The following is a 21,318-nucleotide window of genomic DNA, read 5'->3' on the forward strand; positions in this document are numbered from 1 at the left end:
GGAGGACGCCGTGCAGGAGCACCCCGACTACCGCACGCTGGAGGAACGGCTCGCCGAGTGGCGCACCGAGATCCTCACCCGCATGGACCGCGAGGACGAGCTGTCCGTGCTGCCGTCCTACCCGCGGGTGAACCTCGCCCGCGAGGCCGGCGCCACGGTGCGCGTCGACAGCTACCTCGGCTCCGCCAATCCGGCCTCCGCCGACGCCGTCTACTACGACGTCACCGCGCCCGCCCCGGCCGGCGCCGTCCCGTTCGCGTCCGAGGACCCGGACCACCCGGTGCTGGCCGAGCTGCGCCGCCGCTTCCCGCTGGCCGACGTGGCCGGCGACGGCACCGACGTCGAGAAGGCGGTGCGGCTGCGCGACTGGATCAAGTCGCTGTTCCCGCACCACATCCCGTACCGCATGCCGGAGTGGAACGCGCTGCTCATCCTCGACCGCGGCTCCCGCGGCGTCGAGCACTTCATCTGCGTGCACTACTCGGTGGCGCTGGTGCAGAGCTGCCTCGCGCTGGGCATCCCGGCCCGGATGATCAACCTGCACCGCGGCATCTCCGACAGTTACCGCATCGGCGACGAGGCGGTCGCCGACCCGCCGGTCGACGAGCACGTCGTGGCCGAGATCTTCTCGTCCGAGCAGGGCGGCTGGGTCATGATGGACACCGACTTCGACGTCCACTACGAGCGCGACGGCCAGGCGCTGTCGGCGTGGGAGATCCACCAGGCCTTTGCCGACGACGAGCTGGCCAAGATCGAGCCCCGGCGCGGCCCGCACTCGCTGTCCTTCAACGCCTACGGCGAGCGGCTGCCCGACGAGGACGAGTTCTTCGCGACGAAGCTGCCGGCCTACTACGCGCACATCACCGTGCTGATGCGCAACGACTTCCTCAGCGACACCGACGGCCCGGTCACCATGGCGCACCCCGTCGACGGCACCGCCACCCCGATCCTGTGGCACCGCGGCTCGGACAACCGGCTGCAGCCGCACCTCATGGGCCCGGTCGTCGTCGCGCAGCCGTACACCGAGGTCACGCCGGTGCTCACCGACGGCAACCGGCGCACCGGCTGGGCCTCGGCCGACGCCGCTGAGCCGCACACCGTCGAGGTCGCGCTGGCCGGGCCGCGGCTGCTCGGGCGCGCCGTCCTGCACTGGCCGGAGTACCGGCTGCGCTACCACAGCAGCGCGGTCTACCGGCTGGAGACCCGCGACGGCGACGACGGCGCCTGGGAGCCCTGGATCGACGTCACCGACGGCGCCGAGACACCGTACTCGGTGCACGACGCCCCCACCCGGCGGGCGACGCACGTCCGGCTGGCACAGCCGGCCGGCGGCGGCTCGGCGGACTTCCCGGACCGGCTCTGGCTCACCCAGCTCGAGCTCTACGCTCCCTCGGCTTGACCCTCACGCAACGTCAGGCGCCAGCATCGGAGGCATGACCGACTACTACAACGCGTTCGAGATCAGCCCGGTCCCGGAACCGGCCGACGACGCCGTCGTGCCGGAGATCTACCGGGGCATCTACGGGATGCCGATGTTCCTCACCGTACCGACGGCCGACCTGGCCGCCTCGGTGGACTTCTGGACCCGCGGGCTCGGTTTCGTCGACCTCTTCACCGTCCCCGGCCAGGTCACCCACCTGCGCCGGTGGGCGTTCCAGGACGTCCTGCTGATGCCCGGCGAGCCGGCGACCGGCGCGCCGGCGGCGACGGTGAGCTTCTCGTGCGTCCTCAGCCAGCTCGACGGCATCGCGCGCGACTGCGCCGCCGCGCTGCCGGGCAGCACCGGCGATCCGGCGCCGACGCCGTGGAACACGGTCGACCTGCACGTCGTGACGCCCGAGCGCACCCACGTCGTGATGACCGCGGCCCGGCCGTGGGACCCGGAGTCGGCCGAGGCGGAGCTCCTGCGGGCCGTCGGCATCGAGCATCCGTCGGCGTGACGGCGTCGCCTGCCAGACTGGACGGCGTGACCGGCCCGGCCCCCGACCCCGACGACGGCCGCACCGTCGCCGCCACGGCGGCGCTGACCGGCGTCACGGTGCGCACCCTGCACCACTGGGACGCCGTCGGGCTGGTCTCGCCGTCGGGGCGCACGACGCGCGGCTACCGGCTGTACTCCGCGGCCGCCGTCGCCCGCATCCACCGGGTGCTGATGTACCGCGAGCTCGGCCTCCGCCTCGACCGCATCGCCGAGCTCCTGGACGGGCCGGCGCCCGACCCCGCCGCGCCGCTGCGGGAGCAGCGTGAGCAGTTGCTCGCCCGCATCGACCGGCTGCGCGGCATGGTCGGCGCCGTCGACCGGCTGATCGAGGCCACCGAGGCGGGCATCCTGCTCTCCGCCGAGCAGCAGGTGGAGGTGTTCGGCGCCGGCTGGCGCCCGGAACGGGTGGCGGTGGCCCGCGACCGGTGGGGCGACACCCCGCAGTGGCGCCAGTTCGCCGAGCGGTCGGCCGGCCGCACCGGCGACGACTGGCGCGAGCTCGCCGACGGCGCCACGGCCCTGTACGAGGAGCTCGCCGCCGCCCAGCGCGCCGGCGTGGTTCCGGGCAGCGCGGCCGCCGGCGAGCTGGCCGAACGGCACCGGGCGAGCATCGGCGCCTACTTCGACTGCACCCACGCCATGCACGTGTGCCTGGTCCGCCAGCAGGCCGGCGACCCGGAGTTCGTCGCCTACTACGACCGGTTCGGCCCCGGCCTGGCCGCCTGGCTGCGCGACGTGGTCGACGCCAACGCCGCCGCCCATGGCGTCGACCCTGCCACCGCGACCTGGACTTGAGGGTTGTCCGGTACCGGGCAGGCACGTCTGCGGCAGAGTCTCAAGAAGCACTTCAATGAGACGATGGAAGCATGAAGTTCGTGTTCGAGGTCGACCTCGACGACATCGGCGACACCGCCAAGGAACTGGGTCGCATCCTGCGCTACTGGGGCGGCAACCTGCACCACTACGACCTCGTGCCCGGCGACGGCTCGGTCGTCTACGACTCCGCCTACCGCGAGACCGGCCGCTGGAGCATCACCGGCTAGCTGAGCCGGCCTTCGCACGCTGCAGCGCGTTTCGCGGCCGTTGGCCGTCGGCCGGTCTTCGAGAGCGGGAGCCGCGTTTCGGGCGTCGTTTCGGGCTGTGCGCATGGTTCTGGCTATTCACGTCGACCCGGGTCGTCGTGTGGCGAACCTAGGACTCGTCGCCGCCGAGAACGGACCAGCCGCGGACCGCGACGTGCAGGTTGAGGCGGATGTCGGGGTCGCCGAGGTCGAAACCGGTGAGGTCGCGGATGCGCTGCAGCCGGTAGCGCAGCGTGCTGCGGTGGATGATCAGCGCGGCCGCGGTCTCGTCGTAGTTGCCGCCGTGGTCGAGGTAGGTGCGCAGCGTCCGGGTCAGCTCGCTGTGGCTCTCGGCGTCGTAGCGCAGCAGCGCGCCCAGCCACTCGTCGACGTAGCGTTCGAGGTCGCCGCTGCCGGCGCCGGTGCCGAGGATGCGGTAGAGACCCAGTTCGTCGTCGACGGTGACGCCGTCGCGCTGGCGGCCGCCGGCCCGCACGGCGTAGGCCCGCTGCGCGTCGCGCCACGACTGCGCGAGGCCGGCCGGGCCGTCGGCCGGGCGCCCCACCCCGACGGCCACCTCGGCGGTGCCGAGCCGGTCCGAGATCGCCGCGTGCAGCCGCTCCCACGTCGCCGCGGCGGCCGCGCGCGGCGGGTCGGGCGTCAGCAGCACGACGTGGTCGGCGCGGCGTCCGAGCAGGCCGGGCAGCCCGAGCCCGGCGACGGCCCGCTCGACGGCGGCCGTCAGCGCGTCGCCGGCCGGCGCCACCGGCGAGCCGACGACGACGGCGCGGTGCGGCGGGGCGAGGTCGTAGCCCACCGCCTCGGCCCGGGCGGTCGCGCTGGCCTCGTCGACGCCGTCGAGGAGGTCCTCGACGAGGTCGCGCCGCTGCTTCCCCTCCACCTCGGCCACCGCCTGGACGTGTGCCAGCTCGCCGGAGAGCACCAGCGCGGCGTGCGCCAGCGCGAACTGGTCCCGCTCGCCGGCCATGCGGCCCGGGTCGACCAGCGCGATGGTGCCGAGCACCTCGTGCCGCGGCTGCGCCGCCGCGACCAGGCGGTCGCCGTCGCGGACCGGGAGCGGGCCGTGCGGGTCCGGCGCGCCGGTCCCGGCGGCGGGCGCCTCGGCCAGGCCGGGCCACGCGCGGGGGTGCCCGGACGCGTCCTCGATGATCACCGGCAGGCCGGTGATCGCGTGCAGCGCCTCGGCGATGGCGCCGATGCGGTCGTCGGCGGGGTCGGCGGCGGCGCGGGCCAGCGTCTCCTGAACGGCGACCTGCTCGCGCAGTTGCGCCTCGGCCCGGTGGAGGTCGCCGGTGGTCCTGCGCAGCCGGCGGCGCAGCGCGTCCTGACCGAGCGCGACGGCGGTGTAGCGGGCCAGGCTGGCGAGCAGGAACCGCTCGTCGGTGCTCGGCGGCCGGCCGCCGCCGACGACGAGGTGGCCCTGCGGGCCGTTCGCGGCGTGCATGGCGTACGCCCAGGCCCAGCCGTACCCCTCGGCGGCGACCCGGCCGCCGGCCGCGCGCAGGCCGCCGATCCCGGCGGCGGCAGCGTCGCCCGTCTTGCGCGGGACGGCCACCACCTCGCACGCGGTCCAGGACCGGACGGCGCCGCGGGCCAGCTCGACGATCTGTGCCGCCGGCCGCCCGTCGGCCATCAGCAACGACAGCGCCAGCAGCTCACGCAGCCGCGCTGGTCCACGCCGCGCCGCCGGTGGTCCCACGACAGGCGGCTGCGGCGCCCCACCCCGAGCGCTGCCGCTGTGCGACATCGTCCCAGTCTGCCCCGTCACGCGTCACATGTCAGTCCATTCGGCGGGGACACGCCGGGCAGACTGGTCCGTCCACCCCTCTCGACCTGCCAGGACGGTCCGTGCGGGCCCCTCTCGTCCCGTCAGGCCGAAGCCGTTTCCGCTGGTCGGTGACATCGTCGACAGCAGGACCAGCCGATTTTCAGGTACAAGGCGACGGGGGCGGAGCCGATGACCACGGACCAAGCCATGACCACGGGGCCCAAGACGGCCTGTGCCCTGCTCACCAGCAGCGGCACGTTGCACGACTTCCTGACCGGCCTGGCCGGCAGCATCGCGCACGAACTGGGCGGCGGGGTGGCCTGCTCGGTGACGGTGCGGCGCGGGCCGCGCGTGCCGGTGACCTCGGGCAGCAGCGACGCCGTCGCCGCGGCCCTGGAGGAGACGCAGTACATCACCCAGGAGGGGCCGACGTTGCAGGCCGTGCAGACCGGCGAACCGGTGCGGGTCGAGTACCTGCCGGCCGACCTGCGCTGGCCGGAGCTGGCCCTGCGCGGAACCGCAGACGGCGTGGCGACGGTGTTCGCGGTGCCGGTCGACGGCGACCTCGCGCCGCTCGGCGCCGTCACCGTCTACGCACCGCGGGCGGAGGCGCTGGACGCCGCGGCCCGGGCCCGGACGGCGGAACTGGCCGGCCAGCACGCCGTCGCCCTGCCCATCGCGCTGCGCATGTTCGAGTACGCGGCACACGCCGAGCACCTGCGCGTCGCGCTGACCTCGCGCTACGTCATCGACCAGGCGCTCGGGGTGCTGATGAGCCGGCACAGCTGCAACGCCCGCACGGCGTTCGAGGTGCTGCGGCGCCGCTCGCAGCGCGACAACGTCAAGCTGCGCAAGATCGCCGCCGACATCATCGTCTCGACGACGGGTGAGGCGCCGCTCCCGCCGGGGCCCATCCCGCACTAAGATCGCGGGCGATGATCCTCGCCCACGCCAGTGACCCCCACGTCGGCAGCGTGCACGACACCGCGCTCGCCGCGGCCTTCGCGGCGCTGCCCGCCGCCCTCGGCTCGGTCCGCCCCGCACCCGCCCTGCTGCTGCTCACCGGCGACCTCACCGACCACGGCGACGCCGTCGAGTACCGGCGGCTGGGCGCGCTGCTCGAGCCGCTCGGCGTGCGCTGCCTGGTGGTCGCCGGCAACCACGACGACCCCGCCGTGCTGCGCGCCGAGCTGCCGCAGCTGCTGGGTCCCCCCGCCGACGCCGCCGGGTCGCCGGCCGCCTGGACCGAGACCGTCGGCGGTGTGCTGCTGGTCGGGCTGGACAGTTCGTCCGGCACCCTCGGCGACGTCCAGCTGGGCTGGCTCGACGGCGTGCTGGCGGCGGCCACCGGGCCCGCGCTGGTCGTCCTGCACCACCCGCCGTTCCCTACCGGGCTGGCCCAGCTCGACACCGAGTGGCCGCTCACCGACGCGGCCGCCCTGCGTGCCGTCGTGGCCCGGCACCCGTCCGTCGCCGCCGTCCTGTGCGGCCACGACCACCGGCACATCGCGACCCGCCTCGACGGCGCGGTGCCGATGGTCTCGGCGCCGGCGCTGTCGTGGCGGCCGGAGCTCGACCTGCGCGCGGACGTCGACCTGACCCCGTCCGCCGAGCCCGCCGCCCTCCTCGTCCACGTCGTCGACGAGCTGGGGCTGCGCACCCACCACCTCGCGCTAGGGGCTGGCTGACGACACCCGCTCGGCCTCCAGCACCTCGCGTGCGCGGGCGTTCGACTCCCGCGCCGCGGCGGAGACCACCGGCCACTGCAGGTCGAGGCCCTCGATGGTTTCGAGCAGCACCGCCGCGACCAGCGCCTGGGTGACGCTCTTCTGGTCGGCCGGCACCACGTACCAGGGCGCCCACGCCGTCGAGGTCGCGGACAGCGCGGCCTCGTAGGCGGCCTGGTAGTCCTCCCACAGCGCCCGCTCCGCGACGTCGGCGGCGTTGAACTTCCACTGCTTGTCCGGGTTGTCGAGGCGGGCCATGAACCGCCGGTGCTGCTCGTCCTTGGAGACGTGCAGGAAGAACTTGACGATCCGGGTGCCGTTGCGGTCGAGATGCCGCTCGAAGGCGTTGATGTCCTCGTAGCGCGCGGCCCAGAAGGCCGGCCCGCGGTCGCCGTCGGGCAGCTTCTGCGCGTCCAGCCACTCCGGGTGCACGCGCAGCGCGATGACCTCCTCGTAGTGCGACCGGTTGAAGATGCCGATCCGGCCGCGCTCGGGCACGGCCTTCGCGATGCGCCAGAGGTAGGTGTGGTCCAGTTCCTCAGCGGACGGCTTGCGGAAGCCGACGACGTCCACGCCCTGCGGGTTGACGCCGGACATGACGTGCTCGATCGCCGAGTCCTTGCCGGCGGCGTCCATCGCCTGGAAGACGACCAGCAGGGCGTACCGGTCGCTGGCCCAGAGCAGCTCCTGCGCGTCGGACAGCGCGGACACCCCCTCCCTCAGCAGCTCCCGCGCGGTCGCGTCGAGCTGTGTCGCCGCCAGCGACCCCAGCTCGCCGCCGGCCGACCAGCGGGGGTCCCGCCCGGCCAGGTCCGCCGGCTGGCCCGGCCGCACGCGTAACCCGTCGACGATCCGGCTGCGTCTGTCCATGTCCTCACCTCTTGACGACGAGCTTCTCGATCTCCGCCAGCACCAGGTAGCCCAGCGGAGCCAGCAGGCAGATCCCCCACTGCGTGGAGGTCAGTTCGACGGTGTCGAAGATCCGCTGCAGGGCCCCGATCGCGGTGACGACGAAGGTCAGCGCCCCGGCGACGAGCATCAGCCGGACGAACCGCCCGTTGGCGAGCGTGTCGCGGGTGAAGATCGTCCGCAGCGGGTCGCGCCACTCCACCGCCGCCACGATGTGCAGCAGCGACGTCGCGACCAGACCCATGGTGGTCGCGACCGCCAGGTCGTACTGGTTCTCCCCCACCGCGACGATCACGAGGACGCCGACCGCGATCAGCAGGCCGTCCAGCGCCAGCCGGACGCCCAGCGCCGGGCGGATCACCGGCTCGTCCGGTGGCCGCGGCCGGCGCTCCATCAGTCCCGGCGTCGGCTGGTCGAACCCGAGCCCGACCGCCAGCAGCACGTCGATGGCGAAGTTGATCCACAGGATCTGCAGCGGCAGCAGCGGCGTGCCGTTCGCGATGGTGAAGATGCCGGCGCCGAGGAAGGTCAGGATGAACCCGGCCAGCATGATCATCTGGACGCGCACGTACTTCATCAGGTTGTCGTAGAGCCCGCGCCCGCCCTCGACGGCGGCGACGATCGTCGCGAAGTTGTCGTCGGTGAGGATCATCTCCGCCGCGTCCTTGGTCACTTCCGTCCCGGTGATGCCCATCGCGACGCCGATGTCGGCCCGGGTGAGCGCCGGCGCGTCGTTGACGCCGTCGCCGGTCATCGCGACCACGTTGCCCTGCTCCTTCAGCACGCCGACCAGCCGCACCTTGTCCTCCGGCGCGACCCGGGCGACGACACCGATGCCGTCGACCTCGCGATGCAGCTGCTCGTCGGAGAGCGCGGCGAACTCGGTGCCGGTGAGCGCCCGGCCCTCGATGCCCAGCTGGCCGGCGATCGCCGCCGCCGTCGTCGCGTGGTCGCCGGTGATCATGCGGACGCGGATGCCGGCCCGGCGGCACTCGGTGATCGCGTCCCTCGCCTCCTTGCGCGGCGGGTCGACGATGCCGACGAGCGCGAGGAACTCCAGGTCGGCCACCACGCCGAGCAGGTCCGAGGTCTCGTCGAAGTCGATCCGCTCCAGGTCGCGCCGCGCCACGGCCAGCACGCGCATGCCCTCGCCGGCCAGCCGGTCGTTCTCGGCCAGCACCTTGGCCGTGCCGGCCGCGCCCTCGGCCAGCGGCCGCGACGTCCCGTCGGGGGCCAGGTACCGCGACGACCGCGCCAGCAGCACGTCCGGCGCGCCCTTCACCAGGCACCGGACCACCCGGCGGCCGTCCTCGTGCAGCTCGTGGAAGGTCGCCATCAGCTTGTACTCGGCGTCGAACGGGACCTCGGCCAGCCGCGGGATCGTGCGCCGGGTCTCGTCGACGTCCAGCCCGCCCTTCTCGGCCAGCACCACCAGCGCGCCCTCCGTCGGGTCGCCGATGCAGGCGCCGTCGCGGATCACCGCGTCGTTGGCCAGCGCCATCGGCAGCAGGAACGGCTCCAGCGACCCGTCGCCGGACCCGGCGACGCGCATGATCCGCCCCTGCGTGGAGTAGCCCTCGCCGTCGACGTCGAACCGGCGGCCGGCCACGACCAGCGCCCGCGCCGTCATCTGGTTCAACGTCAGCGTGCCGGTCTTGTCCGAGCAGATCGCCGACGTCGACCCGAGCGTCTCGACCGACCGCAGCCGCTTCACGATGGCGCCCTTGTCCGCCAGTTGCTGCGTGCCCATCGACAACAGCATCGTGACGACCGCCGGCAGCCCGGTCGGGATCGCGGCGATGGCGAGGCTGATGCCGACCAGGAACAGCGAGTCGAAGTCCTCGCCGCGGGCCAGCCCGAGCAGGACGATCGCGATCAGCGCGCCGGCCGCCATGACGGTGATGAGGACGGTCAGCTGGTCCAGCTGCTTGGTGAGCGGCGTCTTCTCCTGCTCGACGCCGCCGAGCATGCCGGAGATGTGCCCGACCTCGGTGGCCATGCCGGTGGCGGTGACGACCATCTCGCCGCGCCCGCGGGTGACCTGGGAGTTCATGTACGCCATGTCGATGCGGTCGCCCAGCGGCACGTCGGCGCCGTCGACGGAGTCGACCGTCTTCAGGACCGGCGTGCTCTCCCCCGTCAGCCCCGCCTCCTCGATCTCCAGCGTCGCCGCCACCAGGAGCCGGCCGTCGGCGGGCACCTTGTCGCCGGCCTCGAAGCTGACGACGTCGCCCGGCACCAGCTCCTCGGCCGGCACCTCGCTCACCTGGCCGTCGCGGCGCACGTGCGCCGTCATGATCAGCATCTTGCTCAGCGCGGCGACGCTCTGCGCGGCCTTGCCCTCCTGGTGCAGCCCCATGACCGCGTTGATCACCGTGAGCGCCAGCACCACCAGCCCGGTCGAGACGTCCTGCAGGGCGACGATGCTGACGACCGCGGCGCCGACCAGCACCAGCTGCATGAGGTCGCGGTACTGACGCAGGAACGCCTTCCAGCCGGGTTCCTTCGCCGCCTGCGCCAGCCGGTTCGGGCCGTACTTCGCCCGCCGCTCGGTGACGTCCGCCGTCGTCAGCCCGGCGCCGGGCTCCACGCCCAGCCGGTGGCAGGCGTCGACCGCGGAGAGCCGGTACCACTCGGTGCGGTCCTCGGCCGGCGTCGTCGCCGTGACGGTGCTCATCGGACGAAGATGCCGGAGCGGGCGATGGCCCAGATCGAGAACACGCACAGCGCGATGACGATCAGCGACCAGACCGGATAGTGCGGCAGGAAGAGGAAGTTCGAGATCGCCGACAGCGCGGCCAGCGCCAGCGCCACCCCCGCCGCGACCCGGCTGCCGCCGAACAGCGCGAACCCCGCGATCATGAGCAGGAGCGCGAGGATCAGGTGGATCCAGGCCCACGCGCCGACGCTGATGTCGTAGGCGTACGCCGGCACGTCGGCGTAGAAGTTCTCGTCGATGAGCGCGGTCAGCCCTTCCAGCGCCTGGAACACGCCGAGCAGGATCATCATCGTCGCGGCGAACATCACCCCGGTCTCGGCCCACGAGTCGGCGCGCGTGCTCCGCGTCTCGAACATGCTGGTCATGAGGCCCTCCCCCCGAGTCGGACGGGCTCATGGTCCACCCGCGGCGGGTGCAGGACCTCACCCGCGCGGGGTGAGCCGCGCGGTCTAGCGTGGGCGCCGTGACGGTGCACGAGCTGACCCGGGCCGAGGCCCGGCGCATCGCCGTCCGCGCGCAGCTCCTCGACGCGCACCGGCCGGGCGATCTGGACGACGTCGTGCGCGGGCTGACGGCGCTCGTCCACGACCCCGCGTCGGCCGTGGCGCCGGCCGCCGACCTCGTCGTGTGGAGCCGCCTGGGACCGGCCGGAGCCGGGTGAGCCGGCCTGGCGGAAGCGGCAGCGCGACTGGGTCCACGACAACGACGGGTTCCGCCTCGACCTCCTCGAGCGGCTGCGCGCCGACGGGCCGCTGCGCTCGCGCGACCTCCCGGACACGTCGGTGCGGCCGTGGCGGTCGTCCGGCTGGACGAACAGCCGCAACGTGCGGCAGCTGCTGGCGTTCCTGGTGCAGCGCGGCGAGGTGGCCCTGCACGGCCGCGAGAACGGCGACCCGCTCTGGGACCTCGCCGAACGCGTCTACCCCGACGACGTCGTCCTGGCGGCGCAGGCGCTGCGGCTGCGCGACGAGCGGCGGCTGCGCTCGCTCGGGCTGGTCCGGCCGGCGGCGCTGGAGTCACCGGGCGAACCGGCCGGCGAGCCCGCCGTCGTCGACGGCGTCCGGGGCTCCTGGCGGGTCGATCCCGCCCAGCTCGGCCGGCCGTTCGCCGGGCGGACGGCGCTGCTGTCGCCGTTCGACCGCCTCGTCCACGACCGCAGGCGCATGGCCGAGCTGTTCGAGTTCGACTACCAGCTGGAGATGTTCAAGCCGGTCGCGCAGCGCCGCTGGGGCTACTTCGCGCTGCCCGTCCTGCACGGCGACCGGCTGGTCGGCAAGGTCGACGCGACGGCGGACCGCCGGGCCGGCGCCCTGCGCGTCGACGCCGTCCACGAGGACGTCCCCTTCACCCCGGCCATGGGCGAGGCCGCCGACCGTGTGGCCGACCCGCGGTGGTGGTTGGCGGTTTGCTGGTGTCCTGGCCCCAGCAAACCGCCGACCATCGATCTCACTCGGCCGTCACGAGACCCAGTACGAGTACAGGTCGACGTTGACGAGGTGGAAGCGGAGCTTCACCTCCTGCCCGGCGAGGGTCGCCAGCCGGGCCCGGCCGCGCCAGTTCACCGAGGCGTCCAGCCGGTCGCCCTTGATCGGGATCATGTCCGCGCCCGTGAACCCGGGGATCGGCGTCCCGTCGGCCGCCAGGACCTCGACCAGGAGGCTGCCGCCGTCGTGCACCGCGGCGTTGACGTGCAGCTGCGAGCCGTCGAAGACCACCGGCTCGGTCGTGATCTCGCCGGCGTCGCCGAGGCCGGGCAGCGAGGCGTTCGACATCGACACGAAGCCGTCGCGCCGCCAGGTCGCCAGGCCCACCTGCCCGAAGTGCTGGTCGCGGTTCGGGTCGTCGGTGTCGGCGCCGCCGTGGCCGTTCTGGAAGCCGGCGTAGTACATCGAGATCGTGTCGTCGTCGACGAGGATGTTCGAGGCCGTGTAGAGCGCGCCGTCGTCCCAGGCGCCGCCGCGCGACGGCTCGAGCAGCGGGTCGCGCACCGGCCGCTCCCAGCGCAGCAGGTCGCGCGACGACGCCAGCTGCGGCAGCACCGGGCCGTCGGCCGCCGTCGCGTACTCGCCGGACGTGTAGTCGGTGGTGAGGAACACCCACGGGACGCCGATGTAGGTGCTCTCGTACGGCAGCACCGGCATGCCGTAGATCTGGCCCTCCAGGCCGCCGATCGCCTCCGCGGCGCCGTCGTCGGCGGAGTCGCCCATGACGGCCAGCTGCGGCGTCGTCCAGGTCTCGAGGTCGGGACTGGTCGAGATGAACGCGGCGCGCTCGTAGATGCCCGGCGTGCGCGAGGTGAACATGCGCTTCTTGACGGTCGCGATGTACAGCCGCTGCTTCGGGTCCCACGCGGTCTGCACGACGTCGCCGTCGTTGAGCAGGTGCTCGGCCCGTAGCGGGGTCCAGTTGTAGCCGTCGGCGGACTTCCAGCCGTAGTAGCCATTGCCGCCCGGCACGCCCGGCGCCGGTTGGGTCTTCATGAGGAAGTAGCGGCGGTCGGCCGGCGCCTCGGGGTTGTAGACGACGTGTGCGCCGCTGCCGGCCATGACGATGTTGGTCTCCGACGCCGGGATGTCGCCGTAGCCGACGCCGGACACCGTCGAGCGGCCCACCGGCTTGTCCCAGGTCAGGCCGTCGGCGCTCTCGGCGTAGCAGAGGTGGTAATGCGGCGCCTGGTCGTTGTAGCACGTGTACCACATGCGGTAGAGGCCGTCGATCACGTACACCGAGCCGTAGGTGTAGCTGCTGTCCTCCCACGGCCGGTCCGGCCGCAGCACCGGCCGCTCCCGCTTCTCCCCCGGGTGGACCACGCGCTCGACGTCGTGGGCGGACTCGATGCGGTAGTCGTCGAGGAAGAGCTCGCGCTCGGTCCCCAGGGCCGGGTCGTATGACGGCGGCGCCGTGGTGAGGACGGCCTCGTCCCAGTAGGAGACGCCGGCCGCCGCCTGCGAGCCGTAGACGTGCGCCGTCACGTGCGCGGTGTTCGGCGGCGCGACGCCGGTGACGGTGACCTCCTGCCACTCCGTGCTGAACGACGGCTCGACGTGCGTCTCGCCGACGCGGTTGCGGTCGAAGTCCCAGAACTCCAGGTACAGCCAGGCGGGCGTGCCGCTGCGGCCCTTGAGGTTGACGGTCAGGGTGTACTCGTCGCCGGCGGTGGCGACGACGCGCTCGCTGCGCACCGACACCGCCGTGCCGGCCACGTCGTTGATCTCCAGCGAGCCGAGCCCCGCGGTGCGGTAGGCCTGCAGGTTGACGATGTTCGCGCCGTCGGCGTTGCCCTCGACGCCCCAGCCGATCGGGTGGCCGCTGCGGTTGCCGGCGTCGAACGCGCCGTTCTGCAGCAGCAGGCCGGGCGTGCCGACGACGGGCTGCGGCAGCGGCTGCGCCGACACCAGCAGCGTGGACGACAGTGCGGCGGCGGCAGCGACGGCGCCCGCCGTCGCGACCGCGCGGGTCCATCGAGACATGACGACTCCCATGCTCCGGGGGGACGGGGACGACATTCCGGTGCCACCGCAGCGAACACGGGCCACCGTTTCATGTCAATAGACAATCCGTGATGAACGTGGTCTTGACCGCCGACGCCGGACGGATCTACCGTCACCGGCCATAGGTATGGAATGACATTCCACTCACGTCGAGTGTTGGGAGTCCCCTCATGCCCACCCGCTTCTCCGGCCTCGTCGGCGGTCTGGTCGGCTTCGGCGCCGCGGTCGTCCTGCTCAGCACGACCCTCGGCGGACCAGCACCGCTCGACGACGCCGCCGAGACACCCGAGGCCGCGATCAACCCGCTGCCCGAGGGCGACGGCCCGGCCTCCGGCACGCCGGTCATCGGCGTCGGCCCGGAGTGGAACGTGCTGAACTGGGGGCCCGGCCCACGCGCCGCCGTGCCCGCCTCGTTCGGCTACGACACCGTCGTCGACGGGCGGACCGAGCAGCGGATCTTCGTGTCGACGCAGGCCAACGACGACGTCGCGGCCGCCGACTCGATCGTCAACATGTCGGTGTCCGACGACTCCGGCCTGTCGTTCCTGACCACCCAGCGCAACTACCCCACGACGGCCCTGAACATGACCCGGCTCCCCGACGGCTCGTTGTTCGCCGTCGACTTCATCCCCGAGTGGGCCGACGCGACCCGCACCTCGGTGAACCTGCTGTCGTGGCGCTCGGCCGACGGCGGGCAGACCTGGGAGCGGATCAAGGGGAGGTTCACCCCGCCCGCCGGCGACCAGTTCGCCGGCACCGATCGCGGCCTGCGCGTGCATCGGGTGCCGCGGGTCCTCGCCGACGGCGCCATCGTGGTGCCGGTCTACACCGTGTACCGCTCGGCGCCGCGCCGCGTCAGCGCGTTCCTCCAGTCCACCGATGGCGGCCTGACCTGGACGCAGCGCTCGGTCGTGCCCTCGAGCATCGGCACCAACGAGGTCGGCTGGGGCTACGCGAAGGACGGCCGCCTGATCGCCGTCATGCGCACCGAGGGTGAGACGCCGGCCCGCCTGCGGGTCAGCTGGTCCGGCGACGACGGCCGCACCTGGAGCCCGTCGCAGCCGCTGCTCGACCCCGCCGGCCAGCAGGTCGTCGGCATCTACCCCGACGTCGTCCTGCAGCCCAACGGCATCATGCTGCTGAGCACCGGCCGGCCGGACAACCGCGTCTACGTCGACTACGACGGCACCGGCGAGACCTGGGACGAGTTCCGCGACGTCTTCACCCTCTACCCGTCGGACACCGGCAACGGCCGCTACGACGGATCCAGTGGCAACCAGTCGATGACCAGCGTCGGCTCCAGCCGGACGCTGTTCTTCGGCGACAAGTGCCACGTCTGGGGCTGCAAGGCCTACAACGAGCAGTACGGCGTGGTCACGGTGCTGCTGAACGCGGTGACCGGCGGCGTCGGCCGGATCGATGTCGCGTCCCAGCTGGCCGCCGGGGTGGCGACCGTGACGGGCGACTTCGCGCCGGCCGATCCGCGCTTCCCCGAGCAGCGGCCCGAGGGCGCCTTCGACGGCAGCTCGCGGCCCCACTCCGCCGCGGTGCTGGCCGGCTCCGCCAACCCGGCGATGACGCTGCGGCTGGACCGTCCGTACGCGATCGACCGCATCGGCCTCATGCTCGGCAGCGGCCAGCCGCTCGACGCGAGCGTGCAGCTCTCGCTCGACGGCCGGCGCTGGAGCAGGCCGGTGGTGCGCACGACCGGCACCCGCGACCACTCGATGCGCTACACCGAGTTCGCGGCGCAGCAGGCGCAGTACGTGCGGGTCATGGCCCCGGCGGGCACCACGCCGGTCACCGAGCTGGAGATCCATGCCGCCGACCTGCAGACCTTCGAGAACGACCCCGGCTACGGGATCCCGCGCGGCTTCGTCGACGCCAGGAACGCCACCGTCACCGACCAGGAGGTGAAGGGCTGGAACAGCAGCTCGTCATTGCGGCTGTTCGACAAGTTCCTCGACGACAACGCGACGGCCACCAAGCCGGCCGACCCGGTGGCGCACCAGCGGGCGACGTTCGCGTGGAGCACGAACGATTTCCGCGGCCCGTTCACCTTCGCGGCCGAGGGCCACGCCGGTGACGACGCCGTCACCCCGTGGCGGTTCCGGCTGGTGCCCGGCGCCACCGCGTCGACGCCGCCGTCGCTCGAGGTGTCCGACGGCTCGGCCTGGGCCTCGCTCGGGCAGCTGTCCGCCGTCGTCCCCGTCAGCACCTGGGTGCCGATCACCGTGGACACCACGACGTCGCGGGCGACCGTGACGATCGGCGCGCAGGAGTTCACCACCGACGTCACCGCCGAACCGGCCGACCGGCTCGCCGGACTGACCTTCACCACCGGTGACCCGATCGGCTACGGCATGTCGTTCTTCATCGACGATCTGAGCATCGGGGAGATCTCGTGATCGGCGGCTGGCGCCGTCGGGCTGCGGGGGGACGGCGAACAGGCCGGCGGCGGACCGCTGTCAGGACCGGTTGCGCTGGCCGTCGCCGGCGCCCCCGGCGGCAGTGGGCGGGGCGTCGGCAAGCTCGGCGGCCCACCGCCGCGACCACTCGATGACCGGACCGATGGCCTCGCGGGCGTCCTGGCCGAGCGGGGTCAGGGCGTAACTGCCGTCGCGCAGCACCTCGGCGAGCCGAGCCTCTTGGAGCTCTGTGAGCCGTTGCCGCAGGACGCTGGACGACATGCCGTCGCAGCGCCGTTGCAGGGGCCGGAAGCCGAGCGGCTCGTTCCCCAGCTCCCAGATGATGCGCAGAGTCCAGCGGCGCCCGAACAGGTCCAGCGCCGCCATCAACGATCGGCCCGTGGTGGAACCGCGGACCGGCCGGCCCGGCAGGGGCGTCGGCGACGCGTTCATGGCTCTCCGTCGACTCTTGTGCTTCGGATTCCGAAGCAGTAGTTTACACATCGCAGCAGTGCTTCGGAATTCGAAGCACTCATCCCACCACTGGAGATTCCATGCCCAAGGGCTACTGGGTCAGCGTCTACCCCACCATCGAAGACCCCGAGAAGCTTGATGCCTACAACGAACTGGCAGGTCTCGCCGTCGCGGCCGCGGACGGGCGGGTGCTCGCCAGCATCGGCAGCCGGGTCGACGCACACGAAGCCGGAATCGCCGAGCGCGTCGTCCTGATCGAGTTCGACAGCTTCGAACAGGCGGTCACCGCACGCGCGAGCGCGGCCTACCAGAAGGCGCTGGCCGAACTCCCCGACGGCTTCGAGCGCGACTTCCGCATCATCGAAGGCCTCGACCGATCATGAGAAACCTGGCAGTTCTCCAGCGCTGACCTCTCGCGCCTGCCTGCGCCGAGAGGTGCATCAGCGAGGCGCCGAGTTGGATCGGCGAACTGGCAACGCGGCCACATTTGCGGCGGCGCCGGATCGTGGCCAGAGCCGATGGGCGTCGCGAAGTCGTTCACCAACCTCGGTGCGTCGACCTGTCAGAAGCGTCAGCGAGCGGGTCGCTCATCACGCGTTGTTGGGACGGCTGGAGTCGCGGGGTCCGCGCGTGGTAGCGCCGTCAGCCGCCCAGCGGGAGCTGGGCGGGCACGGCCTCGGCCAGCAGACCGGCGTGGTTGTTGCGGACGTTCCCGACCTCGGGCCCGACCGGCCGGGCGGTCAGCTCGGCGCCGGCCCGGGCAGCCGCCGAGCGGGCGAGGTCGAGCAGGGCGTCCGCCTCCTCGTTGCGCCGGTCCAGCCAGTCCGGGAGCTCCGCCGCCGTCAGCAGCACCGGCATGCGGTCGTGGATGTGCGCCAGGCCCGGCACCGGCGTGGTGGTCAGGACGCTGGCCGACAGCACCCAGCGGTCCGGGTGGTCGTCGGGGACGGACGGGTCGCGCCACCATTCGAACACGCCGGCCATCGCGAGCGGGCCGCCGTCGCCGTGGATGAAGTAGGGCTGCTTCGCGCGGCCGGGGCCCCGCCGCCACTCGTAGTAGCCGCGGGCCGGGAGCACGCAGCGGCGCCGCGCGACGGGGCCGCGGAAGGCCGGCTTCTGCGCGGCGGTCTCGATGCGGGCGTTGATCATCGGCGGGCCGCCGCCGGGCTCCTTGGCCCAGGACGGGATCAGTCCCCAGCGCGCGGCGTGCAGCTGGCGGGCGCGCCCCGGCGGTTCGTCGGTGCGTTCCAGCACCACCGGGACGCGGTCGGTGGGCGCGACGTTGTACGACGCCATCAGCTCGAGCACCGCACCCGACGCGATGGCGTCGAACTCGGCCGCGAGATCGTCCATCGACGCGTCAGCCACGTACCGTCCGCACACGCCCCGATTCTCTCCCACCGCTCCCGGCGGCGGCCACGGACCCGCCGGCCCGCCGCCGCTCCCAGCGCACCAGCAGCGGCACCGCGATGAAGATGGACGAGTAGGTGCCGGCGAGGATGCCGACGAACAGCGCCAGCGCGAGGTCCTCCAGCGTCTGCGCCCCGACGGTGACGACGCCGGCGATCAGCATCCCGGCCACCGGGAGCAGCGCGATCAGCGACGTCGACACCGATCGGAGCAGCGTCTGGTCGACGGCCCGGCCGGCCGCCTGCGCGTACGTGACGCCGCGGGCACGGTGCCCGGTGTTCTCGCGCACCTTGTCGAACACGACGACGGTGTCGTACAGCGAGTAGCCGAGGATGGTCAGCACGCCGACCACCGTCGCCGGGGTGACGGTCAGCCCGGCCAGGGCGTACACGCCGACGGTGATGGCGAGGTCGTGCAGCAGCGCGGCGAACGCGGCCAGCGCCATCAGCGGGGCGAACGCGATCGACAGGTAGCCGACGATCAGCACGGCGAACACCGCCAGCGCCACGACCGCCTTGCGGGTGACGTCGTGGCCCCAGCTCGGCCCGATGACGTCGGTGGTGACGTCGTCGGCGGACACCCCGGCGGTCTGCGCGACGGTGTCCTGCAGCTCGGCCGCACGGTCCGCGTCGGACTTCCCGACCTCGACGACGATGCTTCCGTCGCCCAGCTGCCGCACGGACGCGCCGGACACGCCGTCGGCGGCCAGCGCGTCCTCCACCTGGCCGACGGTGGCCGAGCCGCCGTGCGTCTGGATGATCGCGCCGCCCTCGAACTCGACGCCGAGCTGCAGCCCGCGGACGGCCAGGCCGCCCACGGCGAGGACGAGCACCACGCCGCTGAGGGCGAACCAGCGGCGGGTGTGCCCCACGACGTCGATGCTCGCGTCGCCGCGGTGCAGCCGGGCGCCGAGCGTGTCGTGGCCGGCGTCGAGACCGGACCAGCGCCCGCGCAGCCACCAGCCGCGCACCGCGTACGCGACCACCGGCCGGGTGAACAGGAACACCACCACCAGGTCGATCAGCGTCGCCAGGCCGAGCGCGAAGGCGAAGCCGCGCACCTGGTCCGCCGACAGCAGGTACAGCACCGCCGCGGATAGGAACGAGACGGTGTCGGCGACGAGGATGGTGCGCCGCGCCCGCCGCCAGCCGTACTCGACCGCCGACCGGGTGGTGCGGCCGTCGCGGACCTCGTCGCGGACCCGTTCGAAGAACACCACGAACGAGTCGGCCGTGATGCCGACGGCGACGATCAGCCCGGCGATCCCGGCCAGCGACAACCGGTAGTTGACCTGCGCGCCGAGCAGCGACACCGCAGCGTACGAGCAGCCGGCCGCGAGCACCAGGCTGGCGGCGGCGATGACGCCGAGCCGCCGGTAGTAGGCCAGGCAGTACAGCGCGACCAGCCCGAGCCCGATCGCCCCGGCCACCAGCCCGGCGTGCAGCTGGGTGGCGCCCAGCGTCGGCGAGATCGTGCTGACCTGGCTCTTCTCGAACGCCAGCGGCAGCGAGCCGTAGCTGAGCACGTGCGCGAGGTCGGTCGCCTCCTGCTTGGTGAAGGTGCCGGTGATCTGCGCCCGGCCGCCGCTGATGACGTCGACGATCCGCGGCGACGACACCACCAGGCCGTCGAGCACGATGGCGATCTGGTTCTTCGGCGCCGGCAGGTTCACGACCGCCTTGGTGGCGTCGGCGAACTGCTGCTGCCCGGCGTGGTCGAACTCGAGGTCGACCTCCCAGCCGCCGGCGCCGCCGGCCGGGACACCGGCCTGGGCCGCGGACAGGTCGGTGCCCTCGACGACGGCCGGGCCGAGGACGTACTTGGCGGTGCCGTCGCGGTCGCAGGCCACGACGGTGTCGCCGGCGGCCGCGGTGTCGCCGCCCTGCCGGGACGCCGGCGCGGTGCAGTCCAGCGCGTCGAACGCGGCGGCGACGTCGGCCGGCACCTCGGTGGTCGCGGCGGTCGTCCCGGCCGGCTGGGCCTGCGGCGGCCCGGTGGCCAGCGTCGGGCGGAACCGCAGCAGCGCCGTCTGCCCGATGAGGTCGACCAGCGAACGGTCGTTGCGGCCCGGAACGGTGACGACGATCTGGTCCGAGCCGCGCACGGCCACCTCGGCCTCGGCGACACCGGTCGCGTTGACCCGCTGCCGGATGATCGACACCGCCTCGTCCATCGCGGTGCGCGTGACCTTGCCGGAGTCGGTGGTCGGCGACGCCGCCAGGGTCACGCTGGTGCCGCCCGCGAGGTCGACGGCCAGCCGGGGCTTCACGGCGCCGGAGACCAACATGCCGGTGACGACCAGCACCAACAGCACGGCCAGCGCGATCAGCGGCCGGCCGGGCTTCGGGATGCCGGGTGGACGGGTTCCGGGCACGGGTCCTCCGATCAGTGCAGCCGCACGCGCGGGTCCAGCCCGGCGTAGGCGACGTCGACGACGATGTTGGCGATGACCACCGCGGCCGACGCGACGAGCACGATCCCGATGATCACCGGCAGGTCCTGCCGGGTGATCGCGTCGACCGCGGTGTTGCCGAGGCCGGGCAGGCTGAACACCGTCTCGGTGACGACCGCGCCGCCGACCAGCTGGCCGAGGTCGATGCCGAACTGCGTCACCACCGGCGTCAGCGCCGCGCGCAGCCCGTGCCGGTAGATGACGCGCTGCTCGCTGATCCCCTTCGACCGGGCGGTGCGGATGTAGTCCTCACCCAGCACGTCGAGCATGGACGCGCGGGTGAGCCGGGTGTATGTCGCCGCCAGCAGCAGCGCCAGCGTGATCCACGGCAGCACCATGTGCTGGAACCACGCCACCGGGTCCTGCGCGAACGGGACGTAGCCGCCGGCCGGGAACCACGTCACGCCGCGCAGGGTCAGTTGGTAGTAGAAGACGTACAGCAGCAGGATGCCGAGCAGGAACGGCGGCATCGAGTAGAAGAACAGCGAGAACGCGGTCAGCCCGCGGTCCTCCAGCGAGCGCGGATGGGTCGCCGACAGCACCCCGTTGAACACGCCCAGCACCAGCCAGATGATCGACGCCCCGATCGCCAGCGACAGCGTGATCGGCAGCGCCTGCGCGATGATGTGCGTCACCGGCACCTGGTGGTAGTAGTCGTACCCGAGGTCGCCGTGCAGCGCACGCCAGACGAAGTCGAGGTACTGCTTCCAGACCGGCTGGTCCAGCCCGAGCCGGTGCTGGATCAGCGCGATCGTCTCCGGCGTCGCCTGCCGGCCGGCCAGCGTGCGGGCCACGTCGTTGGGCACCACGAAGAACAGCGCGAACACCGCGACGGTGATGAGCCAGAGCACCACGAGGCCCTGGAGGATCCGGCGGATCAGGAACCGGGTCACGACA

General features: G+C 73.0%; 17 protein-coding genes and 1 pseudogene. 9 read left to right on the top strand and 9 right to left on the bottom strand.

The window, feature by feature from the left end; all coding sequences use genetic code 11:
- Positions 1-10: 10 nt before the first annotated feature.
- From BLV02_RS15520 to BLV02_RS36545, 4 genes are all read left to right on the top strand, one after another.
- Positions 11-1,399, top strand: coding sequence for a transglutaminase domain-containing protein (locus BLV02_RS15520; protein WP_141711603.1), 1,389 nt, complete (start codon positions 11-13; stop codon positions 1,397-1,399).
- 34 nt (positions 1,400-1,433) lie between these two features.
- Entirely contained in the window at positions 1,434-1,940 is a 507-nt protein-coding gene (locus BLV02_RS15525) for a VOC family protein (RefSeq protein ID WP_069111789.1), read from the top strand.
- Between the two features lie 26 nt (positions 1,941-1,966).
- Positions 1,967-2,776 (top strand): MerR family transcriptional regulator, encoded by an 810-nt coding sequence (locus BLV02_RS15530; RefSeq protein WP_216094246.1) that lies wholly within the window; start codon positions 1,967-1,969, stop codon positions 2,774-2,776.
- A 71-nt stretch (positions 2,777-2,847) separates the two neighbouring features.
- On the top strand, positions 2,848-3,024 hold the full coding sequence (locus tag BLV02_RS36545; protein WP_171906754.1) for a hypothetical protein: 177 nt from the start codon (positions 2,848-2,850) through the stop codon (positions 3,022-3,024).
- 148 nt (positions 3,025-3,172) lie between these two features.
- On the opposite strand, the gene BLV02_RS15535 is transcribed toward BLV02_RS36545, so the two are convergent.
- Positions 3,173-4,762 carry a PucR family transcriptional regulator gene (locus BLV02_RS15535; RefSeq protein WP_171906753.1) on the bottom strand — a complete coding sequence of 530 codons (1,590 nt, stop codon included), beginning with the start codon at positions 4,760-4,762 and terminating at the stop codon, positions 3,173-3,175.
- A 276-nt stretch (positions 4,763-5,038) separates the two neighbouring features.
- Here BLV02_RS15535 and BLV02_RS15540 point away from each other — a divergent pair, with 276 nt between their 5' ends.
- Positions 5,039-5,755, top strand: coding sequence for a GAF and ANTAR domain-containing protein (locus BLV02_RS15540; protein ID WP_069111788.1), 717 nt, complete (start codon positions 5,039-5,041; stop codon positions 5,753-5,755).
- An 11-nt stretch (positions 5,756-5,766) separates the two neighbouring features.
- Positions 5,767-6,519: a metallophosphoesterase gene (locus tag BLV02_RS15545; RefSeq protein WP_069111787.1), complete on the top strand. Its 753-nt coding sequence runs from the start codon at positions 5,767-5,769 to the stop codon at positions 6,517-6,519.
- Here the strand turns inward: BLV02_RS15545 and BLV02_RS15550 are convergent.
- The 3 genes from BLV02_RS15550 to BLV02_RS15560 are packed head-to-tail and all read right to left on the bottom strand — an operon-like array spanning position 6,505 to position 10,551.
- Positions 6,505-7,428, bottom strand: a complete 924-nt coding sequence (locus tag BLV02_RS15550; RefSeq protein ID WP_069111786.1) for a polyphosphate kinase 2 family protein — start codon at positions 7,426-7,428, stop codon at positions 6,505-6,507. The two genes, BLV02_RS15545 and BLV02_RS15550, sit on opposite strands and share 15 nt — an antisense overlap.
- A 4-nt stretch (positions 7,429-7,432) precedes the next feature.
- Complete coding sequence (locus tag BLV02_RS15555) at positions 7,433-10,144, bottom strand: cation-translocating P-type ATPase (protein WP_069111785.1); 2,712 nt, start codon at positions 10,142-10,144, stop codon at positions 7,433-7,435.
- A complete protein-coding gene (locus tag BLV02_RS15560; protein WP_074946366.1) occupies positions 10,141-10,551 on the bottom strand; it encodes a DUF7144 family membrane protein in 411 nt (136 codons plus the stop codon). The genes BLV02_RS15555 and BLV02_RS15560 overlap by 4 nt, the downstream gene beginning before the upstream one ends.
- A 98-nt stretch (positions 10,552-10,649) precedes the next feature.
- Here BLV02_RS15560 and BLV02_RS38270 point away from each other — a divergent pair.
- Positions 10,650-11,580, top strand: a pseudogene (locus BLV02_RS38270) (DNA glycosylase AlkZ-like family protein); the annotation flags it as partial.
- A 63-nt stretch (positions 11,581-11,643) separates the two neighbouring features.
- On the opposite strand, the gene BLV02_RS37610 reads toward BLV02_RS38270, so the two are convergent.
- Positions 11,644-13,656: a glycoside hydrolase family protein gene (locus BLV02_RS37610; protein ID WP_069111782.1), complete on the bottom strand. Its 2,013-nt coding sequence runs from the start codon at positions 13,654-13,656 to the stop codon at positions 11,644-11,646.
- A 191-nt stretch (positions 13,657-13,847) separates the two neighbouring features.
- Here BLV02_RS37610 and BLV02_RS15580 point away from each other — a divergent pair, with 191 nt between their 5' ends.
- Positions 13,848-16,085 (top strand): sialidase family protein, encoded by a 2,238-nt coding sequence (locus tag BLV02_RS15580; protein ID WP_069111781.1) that lies wholly within the window; start codon positions 13,848-13,850, stop codon positions 16,083-16,085.
- A gap of 60 nt (positions 16,086-16,145) precedes the next feature.
- Here BLV02_RS15580 and BLV02_RS15585 read toward each other — a convergent pair whose 3' ends face one another.
- Positions 16,146-16,538 (bottom strand): winged helix-turn-helix transcriptional regulator, encoded by a 393-nt coding sequence (locus tag BLV02_RS15585; protein ID WP_069111780.1) that lies wholly within the window; start codon positions 16,536-16,538, stop codon positions 16,146-16,148.
- 101 nt (positions 16,539-16,639) lie between these two features.
- On the opposite strand from BLV02_RS15585, the gene BLV02_RS15590 reads away from it, so the two are divergent.
- Positions 16,640-16,942 carry a DUF1330 domain-containing protein gene (locus BLV02_RS15590; RefSeq protein WP_069111779.1) on the top strand — a complete coding sequence of 101 codons (303 nt, stop codon included), beginning with the start codon at positions 16,640-16,642 and terminating at the stop codon, positions 16,940-16,942.
- Positions 16,943-17,201: 259 nt separating this feature from the next.
- On the opposite strand, the gene BLV02_RS15595 is transcribed toward BLV02_RS15590, so the two are convergent.
- From BLV02_RS15595 to BLV02_RS15605, 3 genes are read right to left on the bottom strand one after another with little or no spacing between them, the layout of a single operon-like run.
- Positions 17,202-17,927 carry an SOS response-associated peptidase gene (locus tag BLV02_RS15595; RefSeq protein ID WP_216094244.1) on the bottom strand — a complete coding sequence of 242 codons (726 nt, stop codon included), beginning with the start codon at positions 17,925-17,927 and terminating at the stop codon, positions 17,202-17,204.
- A complete protein-coding gene (locus tag BLV02_RS15600; protein ID WP_069111778.1) occupies positions 17,920-20,343 on the bottom strand; it encodes a protein translocase subunit SecDF in 2,424 nt (807 codons plus the stop codon). Before BLV02_RS15600 ends, BLV02_RS15595 begins: the two co-directional genes overlap by 8 nt.
- Before the next feature lie 11 nt (positions 20,344-20,354).
- The gene (locus BLV02_RS15605) at positions 20,355-21,314 is read right to left on the bottom strand and encodes an ABC transporter permease (protein WP_069111777.1); all 960 of its coding nucleotides are present in this window, start codon (positions 21,312-21,314) and stop codon (positions 20,355-20,357) included.
- Positions 21,315-21,318: the final 4 nt, after the last annotated feature.

Origin of the sequence: Jiangella alba, from assembly GCF_900106035.1 — a bacterium.
Taxonomy (GTDB): Bacteria; Actinomycetota; Actinomycetes; order Jiangellales; family Jiangellaceae; genus Jiangella; species Jiangella alba.

Bases quoted from the DNA above. Each gene is read 5' to 3' on its own strand.
- BLV02_RS15580 (WP_069111781.1), top strand. From the start codon at position 13,848: ATGCCCACCCGCTTCTCCGGCCTCGTCGGCGGTCTGGTCGGCTTCGGC.
- BLV02_RS36545 (WP_171906754.1), top strand. From the start codon at position 2,848: ATGAAGTTCGTGTTCGAGGTCGACCTCGACGACATCGGCGACACCGCC.
- BLV02_RS15560 (WP_074946366.1), bottom strand. From the start codon at position 10,551: ATGACCAGCATGTTCGAGACGCGGAGCACGCGCGCCGACTCGTGGGCC.
- BLV02_RS15545 (WP_069111787.1), top strand. From the start codon at position 5,767: ATGATCCTCGCCCACGCCAGTGACCCCCACGTCGGCAGCGTGCACGAC.
- BLV02_RS15550 (WP_069111786.1), bottom strand. From the start codon at position 7,428: ATGGACAGACGCAGCCGGATCGTCGACGGGTTACGCGTGCGGCCGGGC.
- BLV02_RS15555 (WP_069111785.1), bottom strand. From the start codon at position 10,144: ATGAGCACCGTCACGGCGACGACGCCGGCCGAGGACCGCACCGAGTGG.
- BLV02_RS15590 (WP_069111779.1), top strand. From the start codon at position 16,640: ATGCCCAAGGGCTACTGGGTCAGCGTCTACCCCACCATCGAAGACCCC.
- BLV02_RS15585 (WP_069111780.1), bottom strand. From the start codon at position 16,538: ATGAACGCGTCGCCGACGCCCCTGCCGGGCCGGCCGGTCCGCGGTTCC.
- BLV02_RS15540 (WP_069111788.1), top strand. From the start codon at position 5,039: ATGACCACGGGGCCCAAGACGGCCTGTGCCCTGCTCACCAGCAGCGGC.
- BLV02_RS15525 (WP_069111789.1), top strand. From the start codon at position 1,434: ATGACCGACTACTACAACGCGTTCGAGATCAGCCCGGTCCCGGAACCG.
- BLV02_RS37610 (WP_069111782.1), bottom strand. From the start codon at position 13,656: ATGTCTCGATGGACCCGCGCGGTCGCGACGGCGGGCGCCGTCGCTGCC.